We start from the raw sequence: 20,839 nt of genomic DNA, 5'->3' as shown, positions 1-20,839 counted from the left end.
TAAATAACAGTCAGTTACCTAGAGTCCCCTTACTCTTTAATCACTTCATGTGGTGGCACACCAAATGCCTTTTTGAAGGCATAAGTGAAGTTAGAAGGGTGGTGGTATCCGGCTTCATAGGCGGCTTCTGTTATCGTCACTAGGCCACGTTCCAAATGTTGCCTAGCAATCTCAAGACGTCGAAAACGAATGTAGCCGTTTATGGTCATATTAAGTGATTGTTTAAATCGGCGCTGCAGGTTTGAAACACTCATTGAGAATTGGCTCGCCAACTTTTCCAAGCGTAGTTCTTGATCAAGGTGAGTTTCAATATAGCTGACAATATCCTCAATCCGACCATCAATGTGTCGTTCAATACTGCTGTTTTTAGCACTGAAATTCTTAGGAATTTGCTTGGTGGCTTGATGTAATATTTGATAGATCAAGCTTTCGACCTCTAGCTTCTCTTGGAACTCTTGCGGTGTTTCTCTATTTGTTAACGTTTCAGCCAGCTCGCATAGCGTCTGGTTAAGCTCCAACTGTTGAAACGCCTGATGAGAGTTAAAAAAGGCTCGATGACTACAATTTTGCTCAAGGCGGGCCTCTAGCCATTGGGGCTTAACCAATATGTTGATCTTATTAATGAGGTTATCTTTGAGCAGTGAACGACGAAAATTTGCAGGTTTGAGTAAGTTCACCACTACACCCTTAGGGCCGTCGCTCGCGTCTAAATCAAATTGCAAATCGTCGTAGCCAAACGAGAGTCTACCTTCTAAAAGAATAGTGACCAGCAGTGAGGCGTGTGCAGTAGAAACAATATTCGAATCAATAAGTTCTAGACAACGCCCGCCATGAACAAAAATTTGATCATTGTACTGATATGATAGGAACTTACCTTCGGCCAGTTGAGTTTGATAAGGTTGGCCTTGCGTGACAATCCATTGTTTCTCTGTCGCCTCTAGTCTTTGGGTTAAAGCTATCTTGGCAATTTTAGTTCGTTTTGTTGTGACTTCCTGCATTTGACACTTCCTCATAACACTTGTGCGATTTCGCATAACCAAATCGCCTTTGTATTTATAAAACTCATGCTTATTATACCTGAGAATTATTATCATTAATATTTAGGAATTAAGTTATGGAAAGCCCTGCTTGTTCACCTATCAAGCTTTCAAGCCTTTGCCTTGCAGTGGGAATGGCGCTATCAACCCCTGTTTTAGCTCAAGATACTGAGTCACATTTTGAAGAGGTCGTTGTATGGGGAACGAAAGTTTCCAGCAACACTGAGTCGATGTTTGCGGACGACATGTCACTGAAGCAAGCGGATCACATGTCTGATTTACTGCGCGATATTCCCGGTGTGGATGTTGGTGGCACACACTCTGTGAATCAACGTATTACGATTCGTGGTTTGAGCGAAACCGATTTGGACATTCGTCTTGACGGTGCTTCTCAGCATGCGAGCATGTTCCATCATATTGGTAACTTGACGTTGAACCCTGACATTCTCAAATCTGCGGACATTAAGGTAGGTAATAACTCTGTGACTCAAAACGGGTTAGGCGGTTCGGTCTACTTTGAAACGAAAGACGCTCGTGACTTACTTCGTTACGATGAAAAGTTTGGTGCGCGTGTTTATGGCGGCTATGCATCCAACGACAACCAACAAGGTTCGTTGACACTGTACGGACTTTTGTCCGAAAACATTGATGCGATGGTCTATGGCCATTACGTTACGCGTGATGATTTTGAAGATGGTGATGGCAATAAAACCTATGGTGCTGCAGGTGATGTTTACAACATTCTGGCTAAGCTGGGGTATGAACTAAATGACATCCATCGTTTTGAGCTCTCTTATGACATGTACCGAGACAGTGGAGATTACAGTCCGCGTCCTGATATGTCTGGTAGTGCAAATAATAGCCTGTCGAGCAAGTTACTTATCCCTACGGATTATGACCGCGATACCGTTACTTTGAGTTACGAGTTGCGAGGCGAACAACACCAAGGAAACGTCACTCTTTATAATACCGAGACAGAAATTAAACGTGACGAAACGGTGATGGCCCCTCGTTGGCCCTCGAACCGTTTATCAAAGAACACCGCCAAAAACCAAAACTTTGGTTTGAATGGCAAATTCCAGTCAGATGTTATGTTAGGTGAGTTTGATAATCGAGTCACTTATGGCTTCGACTACATGGATAAAACGTCTTCGAGTTACTACGGTAGTCGTAAGTTTATGGACGAATCGGCGATTTCAACCGCACTGTTTGTAGAAGATCAGTTCTTCTTCTCTGATGCCTTCTTTATTACCGCAGGTATGCGCTTTGATGATTACAAACGCAAAGCTGAGACAGGAACCAGTAATTATGATGATGTGACTTGGGCTCTAGCAGCAGAGTGGGCGGTGACTCAAGATTGGACGTTGTTTGCGAGTGCACGTTCTCTATTTAAAGGTCCAGAGCTAATGGAAACCTTTATTGCTTACCAAGACGTTGCATTTTTAGAGGATGGGTTAAAGCCAGAAACGGGATTGAACACGCAGGGTGGTGTTCGTTTTGATAAAACCTTTGATAAGCATTTCTTTGGGGCGAATATTACGGTATTCCAAACGGAAATTGATGATTACATTGCAGATCAGTACCAAAACGCGACTCAAACTTACCTGATTTACAACTTAGGTGATGTTGAGATTAAAGGCTTTGAGGCAAGTGCTTCTTATGGTTACGACAAGTTTAACAGCAAACTTTCTTACTCTAAGTCGGACACCAAAAACAAGAATACTGGTGGTCCTGTTGCTGGGGGCAATGGGCGTAGCATTGATATGGGTGATAGCATTGCTCTAACTTTGGATTACCAGTCAGACGCTTTAGAAACGATCTTCGGGTGGAACTCAATGTTTGTTCTAGAGGAAGACAACGTCTTTGATGGTCAGCCAAAGAAAGCAAGTTATGATGTGCATAATCTATACGCTCAATGGGTGCCGTCTGATATTGATGGACTGTCGGTGACCTTTGGTATTGATAATGTATTTGACGAGTTGTACAGCTCTCATGCGTCTCGTTCGGGTACTGCACGTGGCTTCACGCTTGATGACTACGAGCCGGGTCGCAACTTCAAGCTCTCTGCAGCTTATCAATTCTAACAAGGTTCTTCATAGGACGTTTCAAAGTAACGAGTAAGTTCATGATTAAAGAAAGCACCCGAATAGATAGCGAACACGCTGACAAATACTTAGTGACGCTTTGTCGGCATTTTGGACGAAAAGTTCCTGCTACTTGGAATGAAAATAGCGGTTTGGTGACATTTCCGACGGGAAAAGCGGAGTTTAACCTTTGTGCATCTAGCTTAACTATAACCTGTGAGGCGGATTCAGAAGAGAAACTGAATACGGTTAAGGCGATCATTTCATCGCATGTGGACATGTTTTCTCGTCGAGAAACATTAGCACTTAGCTGGGTTCGTTAGCGCTCGTTTAAGGATGCTGTGATAGAAAGGGAATGTTAAAAGCAAAAGCCCGCAATCTTATGATTTGCGGGCTTTTATTGTTTGAATGCTATTGCGCTTTCTCAGGCTCTAGGCTTTTTTTTTCCTGCTGCATTTTTGCTAGGAAGTAGATGTTAACGCAAGCTATAAAACCGTTAGTTAGTACTACAGGCCAAGAATCAATCATTAGTCCGTAAGCAGTAAATAGCGCACAACCAATAAAGTTAAGGATACGAAGCTTAACAATATCTTTCATAGTTAGCGAAATAGCGACCATGATTGAAGCTGCATAACCTAAAATCTCAACCATATTCATGTCCATTTTTTGACCCTCTTAAAATCTGCCGAATTTTGTCGGTACCAATTCTTCTCATCTTGAGATTAATGAGGAAGCTCCATGCCTCGAATGGTCTTTTTTTGTTGTATGGACGCACTATATCAATGGAAAAACCGTGATAAAAGCCTCAAATCAAGGTTAAGAGAAGGTTAGCGATTACGCAAACGTTTAGGACTGGAATTACTGATAATTTTACTTATTGTGTTGATTGATAATAACGATGACATTAATAGCTCAAACACCATTGAAAGTAAGGGAATATTTACATATGATTGAAAATGATAATTATTTTCAAGTGCTGTGTTTATGTATTTTATTATTAGCTTGCTCGTGTTTTTTTTGCTGTATATCAGAACAAAACCGAACTCGTGGTGTGCGGGGATTCATATCGTAAGCCACATTTTTATCGTTGCATTTTGTCCTGCAATTTATGTTGTTCAATATTTAATCGTTACGTTTTTTTCGTCACCGATATTGATTAAGCTGTCATCACGCTCCGGTGTATACAACATTCTCATTGCTTTTCTTCCATTATTGATCGCAACCGGCAGTCTGGCGTTTAGCTGAATGATTTCATCTCTCTTCTTTTCTTAAAACAACTACACTTAATTAGAATAAGGTATCAATTTCATATAATTATTCGATATCTACGTGTTAGCACATGTGTCACATTTCTGTGACTACGAGTAAGTTTTACTTATGTTGCTCGGTAGTAGGGTATTTATCGATTGTTTAATGATTCAATACTTAGTTTAATCGCATAAAGGTGTGCAGTATGCCGCACTAAATTAATAAGAAATTATCTAAAAAGGTTAATGGGAAACGTAAGCCATTAGCGGAGGTCAGATGAGTACGCACACGGTACCGCAGAGCGCGATTGTAAATGCTGTCAAAGGTGAAGTTTTGGTTTTGGGCCTGGATGGAAACGTTAAGGTCATAAAAGCGGGGGATGAGTTAAGACCTGGCGAGATTATTATCACAGAAAATAATGCTTCTCTCGACGTACAGATAAATAATGAGCTTTATCTGGTCGATGCAAATTGTGTTGCTTGTCTTCCTGTGCCTTCTTCTGAATCACTAGAACCAGTATTGGTACAATCTCCAGTTAATGGCTTGGTGACTTTTGACCCAACGGCTATTGGAAGTGCTGACTTCGACGCCAACGATATTGCCGCTATCCAGCAAGCTATTTTAGACGGAGCCGACCCTACCGCTATCTTAGAAGCAACAGCTGCTGGCGCAGGTGCTGAAGGCTCGGCTAATGCTGGCTACGTGACGGTTGAATATAATAACCCGGAAGTACTCGCGTCTACTTTTTTTGAAACGTCTGCGACTCGCAGCGGAGAAGATGATCGCGACGAAGATGACGGTTTGAATGTCACGATCTTTGCTGATGGTGGGCAGTCACTGCAATCTAGCGTAACAGAAGGCTCAATTTCTCTATCTAGCTACCCGCAAACCATTTCTTCTAGTGTGCTGGTTGAAGCAGGGGATCTCGCACTTGATACTGCTTCATTTGTACCTGAAACGTCCTCATTAGAGTCTTTGTTAACCGAGTTAAATAGTGACATTACCTCTGGTGGTCAGCCAGTAGCGTTCGTTTACGACGAAGCGCAAAATGCCATTATCGGCACTCAAGGTGGTAACGAAGTGCTTCGTATCGAGATCGAAGCGACATCTTTAGGCCGTGATTTAGAGTTAGAGGTCGTTACCACGATTAGCCAGGGTATTGACCATGTGGCGTCCATCGCTGATGGCCAAGTATCTATCGTCGGTGATCAAATCAATATCGCTTTTGATATTACTGGCGCAGATATTGGTGGGAACAGCATTCAAGCGCCTATTGATTTTACGACAACCGTTATTGATGGCGATGATCCTGCGCCGCAAAACGTTACTTTTGAAAACGTTGAATCTTCTTCTACACCAATCACTGGCACCTTTGTTGATATTGGTAGTGATCAATTGGCAACGGTCACGTTTAATCAAGAAGGACTTAGTCAGTTCGATGGCCTATTGAGTGATAATCAGGCGACAGAAGCGGTACTCTCTGAAGACGGCAGTACTATCACCTTGTCCATTGCTGGCTCGAATGAAACCGTCTTAACCATCAGTCTGAATACTGATGGTACCTACCAATTTGAGCAATTTAAGCCGTTAGAACAAACAAACGGTGAAGATACGATTGAGCTCTCTTTGCCAACCACAATCGTCGACTTTGACCAAGATACAGCAAGCAACACCTTTACGATGACCATCCTTGATGGCGATAATCCAGTGATTGAGAACGTGACGGGATTGTCTTTAGACGAGGCGGGTGTTGACCAAGGTTCACAGGAAGGCGCGGTAGTAACAAGTGGTACTGGGGCGATCACGACAGCGGTCGGTAGTGACATCATTGATCACTATGAGTTGGAACCTACAGAGTTCAATGTTGGTGGAGAACTCCAATCTCAAGGGCAGGTTGTTCAACTAGAACTAGCGTCCGAGAGTAACGGCGTACGTACTTACGAAGGCTTCATTGAGCTGGATGGTGTGCGTATTACCGTATTTGATGTGGCGATTGATGCACCTGCATTGGGCGAATACCAATTCAACTTGTATGAACAACTTGACCATACGGGTGCTAACGATGACTCGCTCACTTTCTCACTGCCAGTTTACGCGGTAGATGCGGATGGTGACCGCTCCTCTATTACCGAAGGTTCGAACACACCAGAAGCTGCGCAAATTGTCATTCAAGTTCAAGATGACGTTCCTTCGATTGATGGCGTTGATGCGCTAGCCGTCGATGAAGACGATTTATCAAGCATTGGCTCCGATCAAAGCGACTCTGTGTTCGCGCAAGGTAGCTTCACGACGACTCAGGGCTCAGACCGTGTTGTAAGTTATCAATTAGAGAGCGGCACTGATCCACTCAATGGGTTGGAATCGCAGGGGCGATCTATCTCTCTGACGGAAACAACCAATTCAGATGGCAGCTTTACCTATTCTGCAACGGCAGAAGGGGACGCTATTTTCACCTTACAAGTTAACCCTGACGGTACTTATTCGTTTACCCTTGAAGGTCCAATCGATCATGCTGTGGGTAGCGATAGCTTAACTCTAGACTTCACTATTGTCGCAACGGACTTTGACGGTGACACCAGCTCACTTGTTCTACCGGTTACCATTACTGATGATGTGCCAACTATTAATGACGTTGTCGCTCTTAACGTCGATGAAGATGACTTAAGTTCGGTAGGCTCAGACCAATCACAGCCAACATTGGTTGAAGGTCAGTTCACGACGACTCAAGGTTCTGATGGCGTCGTACAGTATCAGTTGGATGTAAACGCTGATTCTTTAAATGGCCTGCAATCTCAAGGTCAAACCGTTTCCATTGCCGAAACGCAAAATGCAGATGGCAGTTACACCTACAGCGCAACGGCAAATGGCAGTGCAGTTTTCACATTAATTTTGAATACCGACGGCTCGTACAGTTTTGAGCTGCAAGGTCCAATTGACCATGCGGCAAATAGCGACAGCTTAACCCTTGATTTTAGCGTTATTGCTACAGACTTTGATGGTGACACAAGTCAAATCGTATTGCCTGTTACCATTGTGGATGATAAGCCGACCATTACCGATGTCGATGCGATTACCGTTGATGAAGATGATTTGGGCACGATTGGTTCGGATCAGACTGACCCGATTTCAATCGATGGTAACTTCACCACCACACAAGGCTCTGACCGAGTAGTGAGCTATCAGCTTGATGCTTCAGCAACACCAGTGGCTGGACTCACATCACAAGGCGTGGCAGTCACACTGACGGAAACCGCAAATGGTGATGGCAGCTTTACTTACGAGGCGACAGCGGGGACTGAAGCGGTCTTTACGCTGACAGTGAATACTGATGGTAGCTATAACTTCACGCTTGAAGGTCCAATCGATCATGCTGTTGATAGCGACGAGCTGACACTGAACTTCCCAATCATCGCAACAGACTTTGATGGCGATACCACAAACGCCACGATCCCTGTGACGATCGTGGACGATAAGCCTGTTATTACCGACGTCGACACCATTACGGTTGATGAAGATGATCTAGCGTCAATCGGTTCAGACCAAAGCAATCCAATTTCTATTGATGGTAACTTCACCACCACACAAGGTTCAGACCGAGTGGTGAGCTACCAACTCGATGGCACATCAACACCAGTTGACGGTTTAACATCGCAAGGTGTAGCGGTAACGCTGACTGAAACGGCAAACGGTGACGGCAGTTTCACTTATGAAGCGACTGCGGGTGGCAACCCTGTATTTACTTTGACTGTGAATACTGATGGCTCTTACAATTTCACACTTGAAGGGCCAATTGATCACGCGGTTGATAGTGACGAACTGACACTCAACTTCCCAATCATCGCAACCGACTTTGATGGCGACACCGTTACTGAAACCATTCCAGTCACGATTGTTGATGATGTACCGACCATTACAGCGGTGGATGCGTTGAGTGTCGATGAAGATGACCTTAGCGGTGTGGGCTCAGACCCAGGCGGCGATCTGTTCGTTGAAGGCGCGTTTACGACCACACAAGGCTCTGACCGAGTGGTGAGCTACCAACTGGATTCAACAGCAGATCCTGTTGCGGGGCTGACATCTCAAGGTGAGGCGATTACCTTGGTGGAAACCGCGAATGGTGACGGCAGTTTTACCTATGTGGCCACCGCTTACGGCAATCCTGTCTTCACGTTGAATGTCGCAACAGATGGTACGTACGACTTTACGCTGCAAGGCCCGATTGACCATGCTGCCAACAGCGACAGCCTGACGATTGATTTCCCAATTATTGCCACCGACTTTGATGGTGATACGACTTCGGCGACCATTCCAGTCACGATCACGGATGATGCGCCAATCATCGATAATGTTGTGCCTCTGGCTGTGGATGAAGATGATTTATCAGGTATTGGCTCAGACCAAACTGACGCTGTGTTTGTTGAAGGCGTGTTCACTACTACTCAAGGCTCAGACCGAGTGGTGAGCTACCAACTTGATTCAACTTCTGATCCTGTTTCGGGATTAACCTCCCAAGGTGAGCCTGTTACTTTGGTAGAGACTGCGAATGCCGATGGCAGCTTTACTTACGTGGCTACCGCGGATGGCAATCCTGTCTTCACCATGAACGTGAATGCAGACGGCACATACAACTTCCGTCTAGAAGGTCCGGTGGATCATGCGTTAAACAGCGATGAATTAGTTCTGAACTTCCCAATCATTGCAACAGATTTTGATGGCGATACGACGACCGCGACCATTCCAGTCACGATTACTGATGATGTTCCAACCATCGATAATGTTGTTCCACTTACGGTGGACGAAGATGACCTTGCCACAATTGGATCAGACCAAAACGATGATGCGTTCATGTCGGGTTCTTTCAGCACAACTGAAGGCTCGGACAGCGTTGTTAAATACCAGCTTGATGCAACAGCAGATCCAGTAGCAGGGTTAACCTCTCATGGTGAGCCTGTCGTACTTGCTGAGACAACAAATGGTGATGGCAGCTTTACTTACACTGCCACAGCAGATGGCAATGCCGTATTTGAATTGGTGGTGAAGCCAGATGGCAGCTACACCTTTACTCTGCAGGGCCCACTAGACCATGCGGTGAATAGCGACAGTCTGCAAATCGACTTCCCGATTATCGCAACAGACTTTGATGGCGACACCTCATCGAAGACGTTACCTGTCACCATCGTTGATGATAAACCAACCATCACTGACGTAGACGCAATCCGCGTGGATGAAGATGACTTAGCGACGATTGGCTCCGACGGCTCAGATCCAATTTCAATCGATGGCAACTCCACTACAACGCAAGGCACTGATGGGGTAGTAAGCTACCAATTGGATGCTGCTGCAACGCCAGTTGATGGTCTAACATCACAAGGTGTGGTCGTCACGCTGACTGAAACTGCAAACGGTGATGGTAGCTACACTTATGAAGCGACAGCAGGAACTGAAGCAGTATTTACGCTGACCGTTAATACGGATGGTTCATACAACTTTACGCTGCAAGGTCCAATCGACCATGCGACGGGTAGTGATGAGCTGACACTGAACTTCCCAATCATCGCAACGGATTTTGATGGTGATACCACCACAGAAACGATCCCAGTCACCATTGTGGATGATAAGCCGACCATTACCGATGTCGATGCGATTACCGTTGATGAAGATGACCTAGGCACGATTGGTTCAGATCAGACTGGCCCGATTTCAATCGATGGCAACTTCACTACCACACAAGGCTCGGACCGAGTGGTAAGTTATCAGCTTGACGCGTCTGCAACACCAGTGGCTGGCCTTACATCACAAGGCGTGGCAGTCACACTGACGGAAACCGCAAATGGTGATGGCAGCTTTACTTACGAGGCGACAGCGGGTACTGAAGCGGTCTTTACGCTGACAGTGAATACTGATGGTAGTTACAACTTCACGCTTGAAGGTCCAATCGACCACGCAGTAGATAGTGATGAGTTGACACTGAACTTCCCAATCATCGCGACAGACTTTGATGGCGATACCTCTGCTGAGACAATTCCTGTCAAGATCGTTGATGACAAGCCGACACTTGGTGGAATCGAAGCAACAAGTGTGCAAACGGTTGATGAGGATGATATCCCAACAGTCGGATCTGATGGTACACAGTCGAACAGCATTGCCGGTAACTTCATCGCGACTGATGGTTCTGATGGCATTGTCGAGTACAGCGTTTCTGACCTAACGACGCCAGTACAAGGCCTGACCTCTGGTGGTCAATCTCTGGTTATGGTTGAAGTATCAAACGCAGGTGGCGTTTCAGTTTACGAAGCTCGTATTGATGGCACGACGACACCAGTATTCCGTGTAACCCTCGATGCCTCTGATGACAGCTACACGTTCGATTTGCTCGCTCCTCTCGATCATCCAAATGCTGATGGCCAGAATGAACTGATCATAAATTTACCGATAAACGCGACTGACTTTGATGGAGACGTGTCGAACAACATCACCTTACCAATTACGGTTGTGGATGATGTTCCGACCATTGATGGTTTGCTAGCAGGCAGCGAACAAACCGTTGATGAAGATGACCTACCAGCAGGTACGGATGCTGCAAGTGCAGAAGATACTGTTATTTCAGGTACTTTTGATATCACCGAAGGTGCTGACCAAGTTGCTTCTATTCAGCTGAGTGACCTGACCACGCCTGTTGCGTCACTGACTTCAGATGGTGAAGCCATCACCCTAGTCCTGTCTTCTAGCGCAAACGGCGTGAACGTATACCAAGGTGTCGCTGGCAATCCTGCTGAAGTGGTGTTCGAACTGACGTTGGATGCAACGAACAACACCTACGAGTTCGATTTACAGAAGCCGCTTGATCATCCGGATGGTAATCAGCAAAACGAGATTGTTATTAACCTCCCTGTGACGGCGACAGATAATGATGGTGATACTTCACCAGCCTTCACATTGCCAATTACCGTTGTGGACGATGTTCCAGTTGTTACTAATATTGAAAGTCTACGTGTCGACGAAGATGACTTACCTCTTGGTTCTGATGGCACTAAAGAGCCGTTAACGGTATCAGGTGAGTTCGAAGTCACTAGCGCAGATGGTATTGATGCTTTCGAATTGGATCTAAGCTCAAATCCTATCCCGAATCTGAAATCGGGTGGAGAAGAGGTAACACTTTCTCAAGACGTTGGTGCTTCAACTGCTGACGCGCTTGTTTACGTGGGACAAACTCCGGGTGGAGTGACGGTCTTCACGTTGACACTTCATCAAGATGGTAAATACGACTTTGAGTTATCTGGTCAGTTAGATCACGCGGTTAACTCTGATGAGATTTTGTTGAATCTACCTGTGAAGATCACGGATGGCGACAACGATACCATCACTGCGACCTTGCCAGTGACGATCGTAGATGACAAGCCAACCATTGATGCTATTAGCACTGGTAGTACCTTGTCTGTGGATGAGGATGATATTCCAAGCCAAGGTTCAGACGACACGCCAGAATCCAATATCATTGGTGGCAACTTTGACGTTACTGATGGTGCCGACTCTATCGTTAGCTTCCAGTTGGATAGCTTAACGTCGCCTGTTTCTGGACTTACCTCAGGTGGTCAACCGCTTGAGTTGGTTGAGTTTTCAAATTCAAACGGTGTGATTGAGTACCGAGCTTATGTACAAGGTACGACGGACACCGTCTTTAAACTGACGCTAAATGGTTCAGCAGACAGTTATGAATTTGAACTGTTGGGTGCACTTGATCATCCTGCGGGTAACGATGAAAACTCGTTAGTCATCAACTTCCCAGTCAACGCGACTGATTTTGACGGCGATGTGTCCAATAACATCACCTTGCCGATCACCGTGGTGGACGATGTTCCAGCGATTGTGAAAGTGACAGACTCTAGCCAACAAACCGTTGATGAAGATGATCTTGCCGGTGGATCTGACACGACAAGTAATGATTCTACGGTATTGAACGGCGGATTTGAGGTCGTTGCTGGTGCAGACAAGATTGTCAGCTACCAAGTTTCAGACCTCGATGCAGTCGTGTCTGGTTTAACGTCGAACGGCAGCAGCATCGAGTTGAATTTAGTAGGCACGAATGGTGGAGTAACCAGTTACGAAGCGGTTATTACTGGCACATCAACTAAGATCTTCACGCTGTCTCTTGATGCGAATAATGACAGCTACCAATTTGAGCTGTTGGGACCAATCGACCATGACGCTGTTCAAGGTGAAAACAACCTTGTCATTGATATTCCAATTACAGTAACAGACTTTGATGGTGACACGTCATCATCACTGAATCTTCCAATTACCGTAGTTGATGACATTCCCGAAATTAAATCAGCAGATGCTTTGACTGTTGATGAGGATGACCTTGCCAACGGCTCTCAGGCAACCAACAAAGACAGCCTAGAAGCGACGGGCAATTTCGATACGGTGGAAGGGGCAGATACCGTTGTCTCTTATCAGCTGGATCTTACTTCTAACCCGATACCAGGAGTCACTTCAGGTGGTCTTGCGGTGACGTTAGTTCAAACCGCGGTAAGCAACAACAACTTTACTTATCAAGGTCAAACACCTGATGGTAACTCAGTGTTCACGCTAGTTTTGAACGCTGACGGCTCTTACAAGTTTACGCTTGAGGGTGCGCTAGATCACTCAACTCAAGGCGAAGATACACTCATACTTGATCTCCCAGTCTTTGCGACCGATGTCGATGGCGATACGGCCGGTATTAACTTACCAGTGACGATTACCGATGATGTTCCAACCTTGCACGATGCATCTATTTCGCGTGTTGAGGGACAAGGCAGCCGCACGGTTCGTTTATTCCGAGACCCTGTAGAGGGGGATGATGACCTTGGTGCTGACGGCGCACAAGTGACTTCATTCTCGGCTGATGATTCAGGCATTTACTTCAAGCAAAACGGTGTTGATTCCGATTCTGTTGATTTAAACGGCAGCAACCAAGTTGTGTTCGTTCACAAGGTTCTTGACGGAGTAGATACTGAAATCGGTCGTTTGGTTGTTCGAACCGATGGCAGTGTGTCATTCCGTCCGAATGACGATCTTGACCATACCGAAACCGACTCGATTGATTTCACCATCAACGTTGTTGCAACCGATGGTGATGGCGATATCGCAGATGCCGATGTGGATATCTCGATAAGAGACCGCAATGCGCAAATTGACACGTCTACCGTTACTGCGTTCGAAGACCAAGGGCGTGATGGTGTCGTTGTGGGCGTTGACTCTGCAAATACTCAGGACAACTTGTCGACGCTGGATGTTAACCCTGCGAAAGTCGCCTTGGTTATCAATTTACACGATATCGACCGTAACGAGAGCTTAGGTGACATCACTATTCGAGATGCTGATACTCACAACGGTACGTTCTACTACCGAGACGGCAGTGGCAACTACATTGAATTAACATCTGTGGGCAATACGGTTGTTCTCGACGCATCAAATGTTGAGCAGTCATTCAATGGTGAGCTTGTCTCGTTAGATAACTTGTACTTCGTACCAGATCGTCATACATCAACCGATGCTTCTGGTATCGATCCTCGTATCCGCGTGGAAATTCTTAACAATGGTACGCCAGATCATACGATTAATGGTCGTTTAGACATTGAAGTTGCTGCCGTCGCAGATATTGCAACGTGGACGGCAAGCAGCGAATTTAACTACTCGGTTGATGAAGATGGAAACAATGTCGCACTTAACATCACGGCTGAAACCCAAGACACTAGTAACCCTGAAGGCATTGTGTACGAGCTTGTCTTTACACAAGGAGAAGGTAGCGCAGAGTTAGTCTATTCAGATGGTAGTGCGATACCAAAATCCGGTGGTGTTTATCTGGTGGATGCAAGCCGAATTGATGAAGTTCAAGTTGATCCGATAGATAACTTCTCGGGTGAAATCAGAATTGATGTCACCGCTATTACGACGGAAAACAACAATCCACTGCTTGGGAAAGATACCGCTCGCTCAGAAACCGAAACCATCATTATTGATGTAAACCCAGTTGCGGATAAAGGTAGTTTTACTGTAAACCGAATTAATGTGTTTGAGGATAACGCTCGAACTCAAAATACGGTAGACCCTGTCACTGATCACGACCCACTCCAATTAAGTGAAGTGATCACCATGAAACCATCAGCGGACTTAGATGGTTCTGAAGCGTTATTTGTGCGCATTTCTAACTTCTCAATTGATGGGGTTACTCTGGTGTGGCTGGACTCAGCAAACTCAAGTCAGATAGTAGAAGTGACCGATTCAGGCGGCAATGTACTTTATTACGAAGTGCCAGAGTCTGAATTAGCGAACGTCGAAGTTCTTCCTCCGTTGCACAGCAATGATGACTTTACTTTCAATGTCGAAGGCATTGTGAAAGACACAGCATCATTGTCTACCGGTACGACAGAAGATGTGTTGTCACTGGGCAGTAAGACCGTCATCGTTGGTGTAAAAGGTGTTGCTGACATACCAGACACGGTATTAATTGACGCGGGGAACGTTTGGAGCCGATTCGTAGACGGAGATGTGGCCGGGATAGAGACGACTATCGAAGAGAATGGTGTTGTAAACCTTAACTTCTCGGTTGTATCTGGTGAAGTTGCCGATAGACCACAGGATGATTCAGAAGCCATTACTGTTATCCTGTCCAACATCCCCGACGGTGTTCGTGTCGTAGATTCAGACGGCTCAAGCGTTGACCTCACCTTTGTTGGCTATGATGGTAACGGTCAACCGATTTACGAAGCAAACATCACTGGGCTGAATTTTAATTCCGGTATTCAAATTATTCCGGAAGCCTCTTCAACTGAAAATATTGCGATTACAGGGACGATCATTGTTACCGAGAATGATGGTCATAGTCGTGTGATTGAAAGAGAGGTAAGGATCAAGGTCGAACCCGTTATTGATGCTCAAGATAACTACGTTGTTCGATCGGAGGGAGATGAAGATACGCGCTTTAACATCGATTGGAAACCGACGCTCGTACAAAGCCCTGATACCGATGAATTCTTTAGTGATGTAACCATCTCTGGATTTCCTCCAGGCAGCACGGTCTATGTAGATGGTGTGGCACAAGCGCTTGTTTCTGGAACACTAACGCTTTCACCGCAAGCTGGTGAATCAGAGCAAGATTTTTCCGCTAGAATCTCTCAAAGTGGCTATGTTCAAGTCCAGTTGGAGCAGGATTCAAGTACTGACTTTGACTTGACCACAACCGTCACTGTGAAAGAGATTGACCATGAATATGTTGACGCTTCGAATCCCGGTGAAGGTATCGCTGAGAAAACCATCAATGGTACGGTGAATGTCCAAGTTAATCCAATCGTTGAGCCAGAGGATAAGACGGGGGCAATAGACGACCAAACCCGTCTGCTTGTCACTGAAAGTGGTGGTGGTGCTATCGATATCGTGAAGTCAGACGATCAAGGTAACATTGACTTTACGATCAACACTTCTATGGGGGGCGAATCTGGTGCTCATATCATTAAATACCAAGAGTTTGATGCGTCTTCAGATGAAGTGGTGACTCAACTTGTTGTTCAATTTCACAATGTGGACCCTGAGATCCTCAAACAATTGGTTATCGTCGGTGCACTAAATGAAGGTGGAGGTCGTTGGACAGTAACTAATGAAGAAAACTTCTCAATTAAAGCGCCGTCTGGACTTGATTTAACACCAAACGATGACAGTGACGATGGCGATAACGGTGGTCTCTCTCAAATTGGCTTAACCATTTACGCAGAAGTGAATGATTTGGGCGAAGATTTGGGCAACGAAAAAGATGCGACGGTCATGCGCCAAACGGATGTGACACTTGAATTTCCTACCGTTCTAACACCACAAATGAGTGTAGCGGCAGAGATTCAGGTGGCTGATGATGTCCAAATTCAAGCGTTGGAAGATAATTCTATCAACCTTGGTGCTCAGTTAACGTCGAAAGTTGATGCGATTAATGCAGATGGCGTGGAGGATGTCTTGACTATTATCGTCGATCCTTCAGCTCCTGGTATTCCTCCTGGCTTGGTGATCACGGGGACGGATATCGACTTTGTCAATGGTAAATACGTGTTCCAAGCCCATATCGATGCGAGTGGAAATATTACTGGCCTTGATGGTTTGACGATGCACTTGGCAGAAGATTACGCAGGTGATTTCGAATTACCAATTCGGTTCGTCACTAAAGACACTGAGTCCGGTGATGAAAAAGAAAATAATGTTCAGTTTCCTGTTCAGGTTTTACCGGTTGCAGACGTTCCGAGTTCAGCCGGGGATCAGCCGTTGGATAGCGATGTCACACCAAATGTAAGAGTAGATATCGTCGGTACTTTCGGCTTGGATGCAAACAAACAACCTGTGACTGATCTAAATAACGACGTTCCCACGGCGGATGGTGTTGGTTACGAAGATGGCTTAATCCAACTTAACTTGAGTGTTGATTTTGCCGATCAATTTAACAACACTCAAGGTGGTCGAGAAACACTAACGAACATCAAGTTAGAGCTTGATGACACAACATTAGGTGAGTTTGTTGATGCCAATGGTAACAGCTTAGGAACCAGTATTGAGTTTAATGAAGCTGAGATTTTAGCTGGTGCGCTTGACAATGTTCTGTTTAAGCCAAAAGAAAATTACCCCGTAGGTGGTGGCCAAAATACCGTCAAGATTAATATCGAGGGAGAAATTACTGATGAAGCTGTGTTTGATCAGTCTATCTTGAATAACTCTGGCGATAATATAGATGTAAGAACTTTCACTGACGATGTCACATTTGAAGTTACGCCAGTCGTTGATGACATTACCATTACAGGTGCCGATCCGACGCAGCCAATCACGGTGATTGGTGACGAAGATACTTTAATTTCGCTGAATCAATCGGGCTCTGGTGTTTCGATCAGCCTGAACGATAATGACGGTTCTGAGAGTTTCGTTTCACTCAAGTTAACGGGACTTCCTGATGACTTTATCGTTAAATCCAATTCCTCTGATTATGTTGTTAAGAATAACGGTGGGGGCGAATGGAGTATTCAACTAAAAGATCTCACTCAGACGTCCATTGACCTGAGTGACATCCAAATTAAACCGCCAAAACACTTTAGTGGCGAGGCTGAGATAGGTATTACGGTCTTCATTCAAGAGGAGTTGCTACAAGTACCAACGGAACGAAACAACAACTTTACGCTGATTGTTAATCCTATTGGTGATGATGTTGATGTGAATCCCGACACTTCGGCTGCAGGTAATGAGGGCGAAGACATTGTTATTAATGTAAATGCGTTAGTGGTTGATAACAAAGAGTCCATCGGAGATGGTGCAAACTACCAGGAAAATGATCCAGAGACGCTGAGAGTTGAGGTCTCAAATGTCCCTGATGGGGCGAGCGTTTCATTACCTGATGGGACAGTATTTACTGACCAAGGCGGCGGCGTTTTTGTCTTAGAAATCAATGCTCAAGACTTGGATCAAGTGGTGTTTAATTCTGGTGATCGCAACGATAACTCATGGGATGGTTCGCTGCATTTCAAAGTGCAAGCCGTTGATACTGGGCTCGATGGCAGTCAAAGCTTGGGCTCCGCAGAGGAGTTTGATGTCACTGTTGATGTTGAAGCAGTGAACGATCGTCCAGAGTTCGTCAATACCGTGGATGTGGAAACACCAGAAGATACGCCAATGCTGCTTGATGGTTTCAGCATTACCGATATTGATGCCGTACTCGATGATCCGAATGCTGAATACGTACTCAATGTGAACGTCGACAGCGGTATCTTGGAGCTTAATCCAACGCTCATCGCTACTTACAACCTAACCGTGAGCGGTGATGGTACGGACTCCGTTGAACTGAAAGGCACAGTGGCCGATCTAAACAATGCCATTGCAGACGGTCTGATTGAGTTTAACCCAGAGCTGAACTTCTTTGGTGACGTTCAGGTGGACGTGACAGTCGATGACCAAGGTAATGAAGGTATCGTAATTGGTGGGGTAGATGACACCCTAAATACCAACAGCAGCAGCTTCAATATTGAAGTAACAGCGGTGAATGATACCCCAGAAACTACGCCAGTGACGCTACCGGATATTGAAGAAGACAGTGGTGTGTTCTCCATCTCTGAAGCGGATCTTATTGCGAATGCGACAGACGTAGAGAACGATAATCTCACGGTTAGCAATGTTCAGTTAACGGATCCGAATTCGGGCAGCATTACTTTCAACAGTGGCACGGGAGAGTGGGAATTTACCCCAGCACCAGATTACAACGGTCCAGTTGAAATCACGTACACCATTACAGATGATGGCACGACAAATGGTGCGTCCGATCCTAAATCGGTTAACGGCAGCGCATCGTTCAACGTAACGGAAGTCAATGATGCTCCAACGACGTCTGAAGTGACACTTTCTGATATCGCAGAAGACAGTACGGCGGTTGATATTACCCAAGCTGATTTGTTGGCGAATGCGTCTGATATTGAAAACGACACCTTGATGGTGAGCAATGTCCAGTTGGTTGATCCAAGCAGCGGCACATTGGATTTCGACAACGTAACAGGTACATGGTCATTTACTCCTGCGCCTGGCTACAACGGCAAGGTCGATCTGACCTACGACATTACCGACAACGGTACAACGAACGGCGTTTCAGATCCTAAAACGGTGTCAGGAACGGCGACCTTCGAAGTCACTGAGGTGAACGATGCACCGGTAACATCAGAGGTAACGTTGAGTAGTACCGAAGAAGATGGTGGTTCGGTAACTATTACGGCTACTGAGTTGCTGAGCAACGCAAGTGATCCTGAGTCAGACAACTTGACCGTCGATAATGTTGCGTTAGTGGACCCAACTTCCGGCACGCTGACTCAAGTGAGTGCGACAGAGTGGACGTTTGAACCCGCAGCAGATTTCTTTGGTGACGTTAATTTCACTTATGAAATCACAGATGACGGAACCACTAACGGCGCTCCAGACCCAATTACAATCGCGGGCACAGCAGTGTTGAATGTTGAAGCGACCAATGACGCACCTGAAATCACTGCAACGTCGGTAACGGATACGATCAACGAAGCCAATGGCCAGAAAATAACGGGTATTAGTGTGAGTGACGTCGACTTTGCGGGCGCACAAGCAAATGAAAGCATGACCGTGACTCTTACAGTTACCGAGGGCGACCTTCGTGTCGAGCCGCCAGCAGGTAGTGGTGTGACTGTTGGGGCGGGGATGGCTGGTGAAATCACCCTAATGGGCACACCAGATAATATTAACTCCGTTCTTGGAGCAACAGACGCTTCTGAGGGGGTATTTGTGGATGCAGGAGATGTCAACGCAGCTTCAATCACTTTATCGGTGAAAGTCGAAGACAACGGCGTGTACTTCGAAAATGCATCGGGTACCGCATTGGAAGCGAATCAAGACTTCACTATCAATGTGACACCTGTAGCTGATGCACCTACATTGAGTATCAATCCTCAGTTTAATTACATTCGTCAAATTGCGGCTAGCCAAACCGCGAGCAGTCAAGGTTTAGCGATTGTCGGAATCATGGCGGCGCTTACTGATATTGACGAGGTGCTGTCTTTGGAGCTAACGGGCGTACCAGCTAGTGCTGAGGTAACAAGTGGCGTTTCTCCATCAGGCATTAGCTTCGATGGTACCACTTGGACAGTACCAAGCGATGAAATTGATACGCTAGAAATTGTCGCAACAGATACTAACAGTGGTATTGATGTCGGTTCTTACGATATTTCGCTTACGGCGATATCAACGGAATCTAATGGCGATGAAGCGCAGTCTTCACCTGTCCAAATTAGTTTGGATGTGAGTAGTGATAGCGACGATATTGACCAGTCAACCGCAGTGGACGACAGCTATTTAGTCGGTGGAGACACAGGTATCAATTTGATTGGTGGCGACGGTGACGACGTTATTCTGGGTGGCGATGGCGATGACGTTCTTATCGGTGGCTTAGGCTCAGATATCTTAACGGGTGGAGACGGCAGCGATATCTTCAAGTGGACGGTAGATTCCGTTGATGAAGGGGCAGTGGATACCATTACTGACTTCACTGTTAACGAAGACAGTATCGATTTACGTGAAGTTATCTCTGATCTCAATAACTCAATGATCGACATGGATGATCTGCTTGGTCACATTTCGGCAGACTACGATGCATCGACGGAAAGTGTTTCTCTGAACATTACGACGGATGCAAATGTTCAACAGACTATTGTCGTGGAAAACTTAGGTACTTCAATCGACTTCAACGGTCTCAGCTCCAACGAGATTGTAGAGTCATTGCTCAACAACGGTGTTATTGATAACGGATAAACCTGTATGCAACATAAAAATGGGCGGCTCTGATAAGCCGCCCATTTTTTTCGGGAAAGCTTGATTTTAAACAGGAGATATTTGAATCGAAATAGAAAGCAAGAACGAAGCAAAGGGGTTATCTTGTTACGACGTTATAGTGATAGT

General features: G+C 45.6%; 5 protein-coding genes. 3 read left to right on the top strand and 2 right to left on the bottom strand.

Annotation, left to right across the window (positions count from 1 at the left end; all coding sequences use genetic code 11):
* Positions 1-29: 29 nt before the first annotated feature.
* Complete coding sequence (locus R7E78_RS12225) at positions 30-998, bottom strand: helix-turn-helix domain-containing protein (RefSeq protein ID WP_213972720.1); 969 nt, start codon at positions 996-998, stop codon at positions 30-32.
* Positions 999-1,114: 116 nt separating this feature from the next.
* On the opposite strand from R7E78_RS12225, the gene R7E78_RS12220 reads away from it, so the two are divergent.
* Together R7E78_RS12220 and R7E78_RS12215 are read left to right on the top strand one after the other, a co-directional pair.
* Complete coding sequence (locus tag R7E78_RS12220; protein ID WP_176311500.1) at positions 1,115-3,121, top strand: TonB-dependent siderophore receptor; 2,007 nt, start codon at positions 1,115-1,117, stop codon at positions 3,119-3,121.
* Positions 3,122-3,162: 41 nt separating this feature from the next.
* Positions 3,163-3,444 carry a DUF2218 domain-containing protein gene (locus R7E78_RS12215; RefSeq protein WP_005376622.1) on the top strand — a complete coding sequence of 94 codons (282 nt, stop codon included), beginning with the start codon at positions 3,163-3,165 and terminating at the stop codon, positions 3,442-3,444.
* A gap of 88 nt (positions 3,445-3,532) precedes the next feature.
* On the opposite strand, the gene R7E78_RS12210 is transcribed toward R7E78_RS12215, so the two are convergent.
* Positions 3,533-3,784 (bottom strand): YgjV family protein, encoded by a 252-nt coding sequence (locus tag R7E78_RS12210; protein WP_005376619.1) that lies wholly within the window; start codon positions 3,782-3,784, stop codon positions 3,533-3,535.
* An 861-nt stretch (positions 3,785-4,645) separates the two neighbouring features.
* Here R7E78_RS12210 and R7E78_RS12205 point away from each other — a divergent pair.
* The gene (locus R7E78_RS12205; protein WP_318057911.1) at positions 4,646-20,692 is read left to right on the top strand and encodes a retention module-containing protein; all 16,047 of its coding nucleotides are present in this window, start codon (positions 4,646-4,648) and stop codon (positions 20,690-20,692) included.
* The last annotated feature ends 147 nt before the right edge of the window (positions 20,693-20,839 follow it).

This window comes from Vibrio sp. YT-19(2023) (genome assembly GCF_033337395.1).
The sequence above is the reverse complement of the archived record's forward strand: the minus strand, read 5'-3'. Positions and strand labels throughout refer to the sequence as shown.

Coding starts and splice junctions, on each gene's coding strand:
- R7E78_RS12225 (WP_213972720.1), bottom strand. CDS start 998: ATGCAGGAAGTCACAACAAAACGAACTAAAATTGCCAAGATAGCTTTA.
- R7E78_RS12220 (WP_176311500.1), top strand. CDS start 1,115: ATGGAAAGCCCTGCTTGTTCACCTATCAAGCTTTCAAGCCTTTGCCTT.
- R7E78_RS12215 (WP_005376622.1), top strand. CDS start 3,163: ATGATTAAAGAAAGCACCCGAATAGATAGCGAACACGCTGACAAATAC.
- R7E78_RS12210 (WP_005376619.1), bottom strand. CDS start 3,784: ATGGACATGAATATGGTTGAGATTTTAGGTTATGCAGCTTCAATCATG.
- R7E78_RS12205 (WP_318057911.1), top strand. CDS start 4,646: ATGAGTACGCACACGGTACCGCAGAGCGCGATTGTAAATGCTGTCAAA.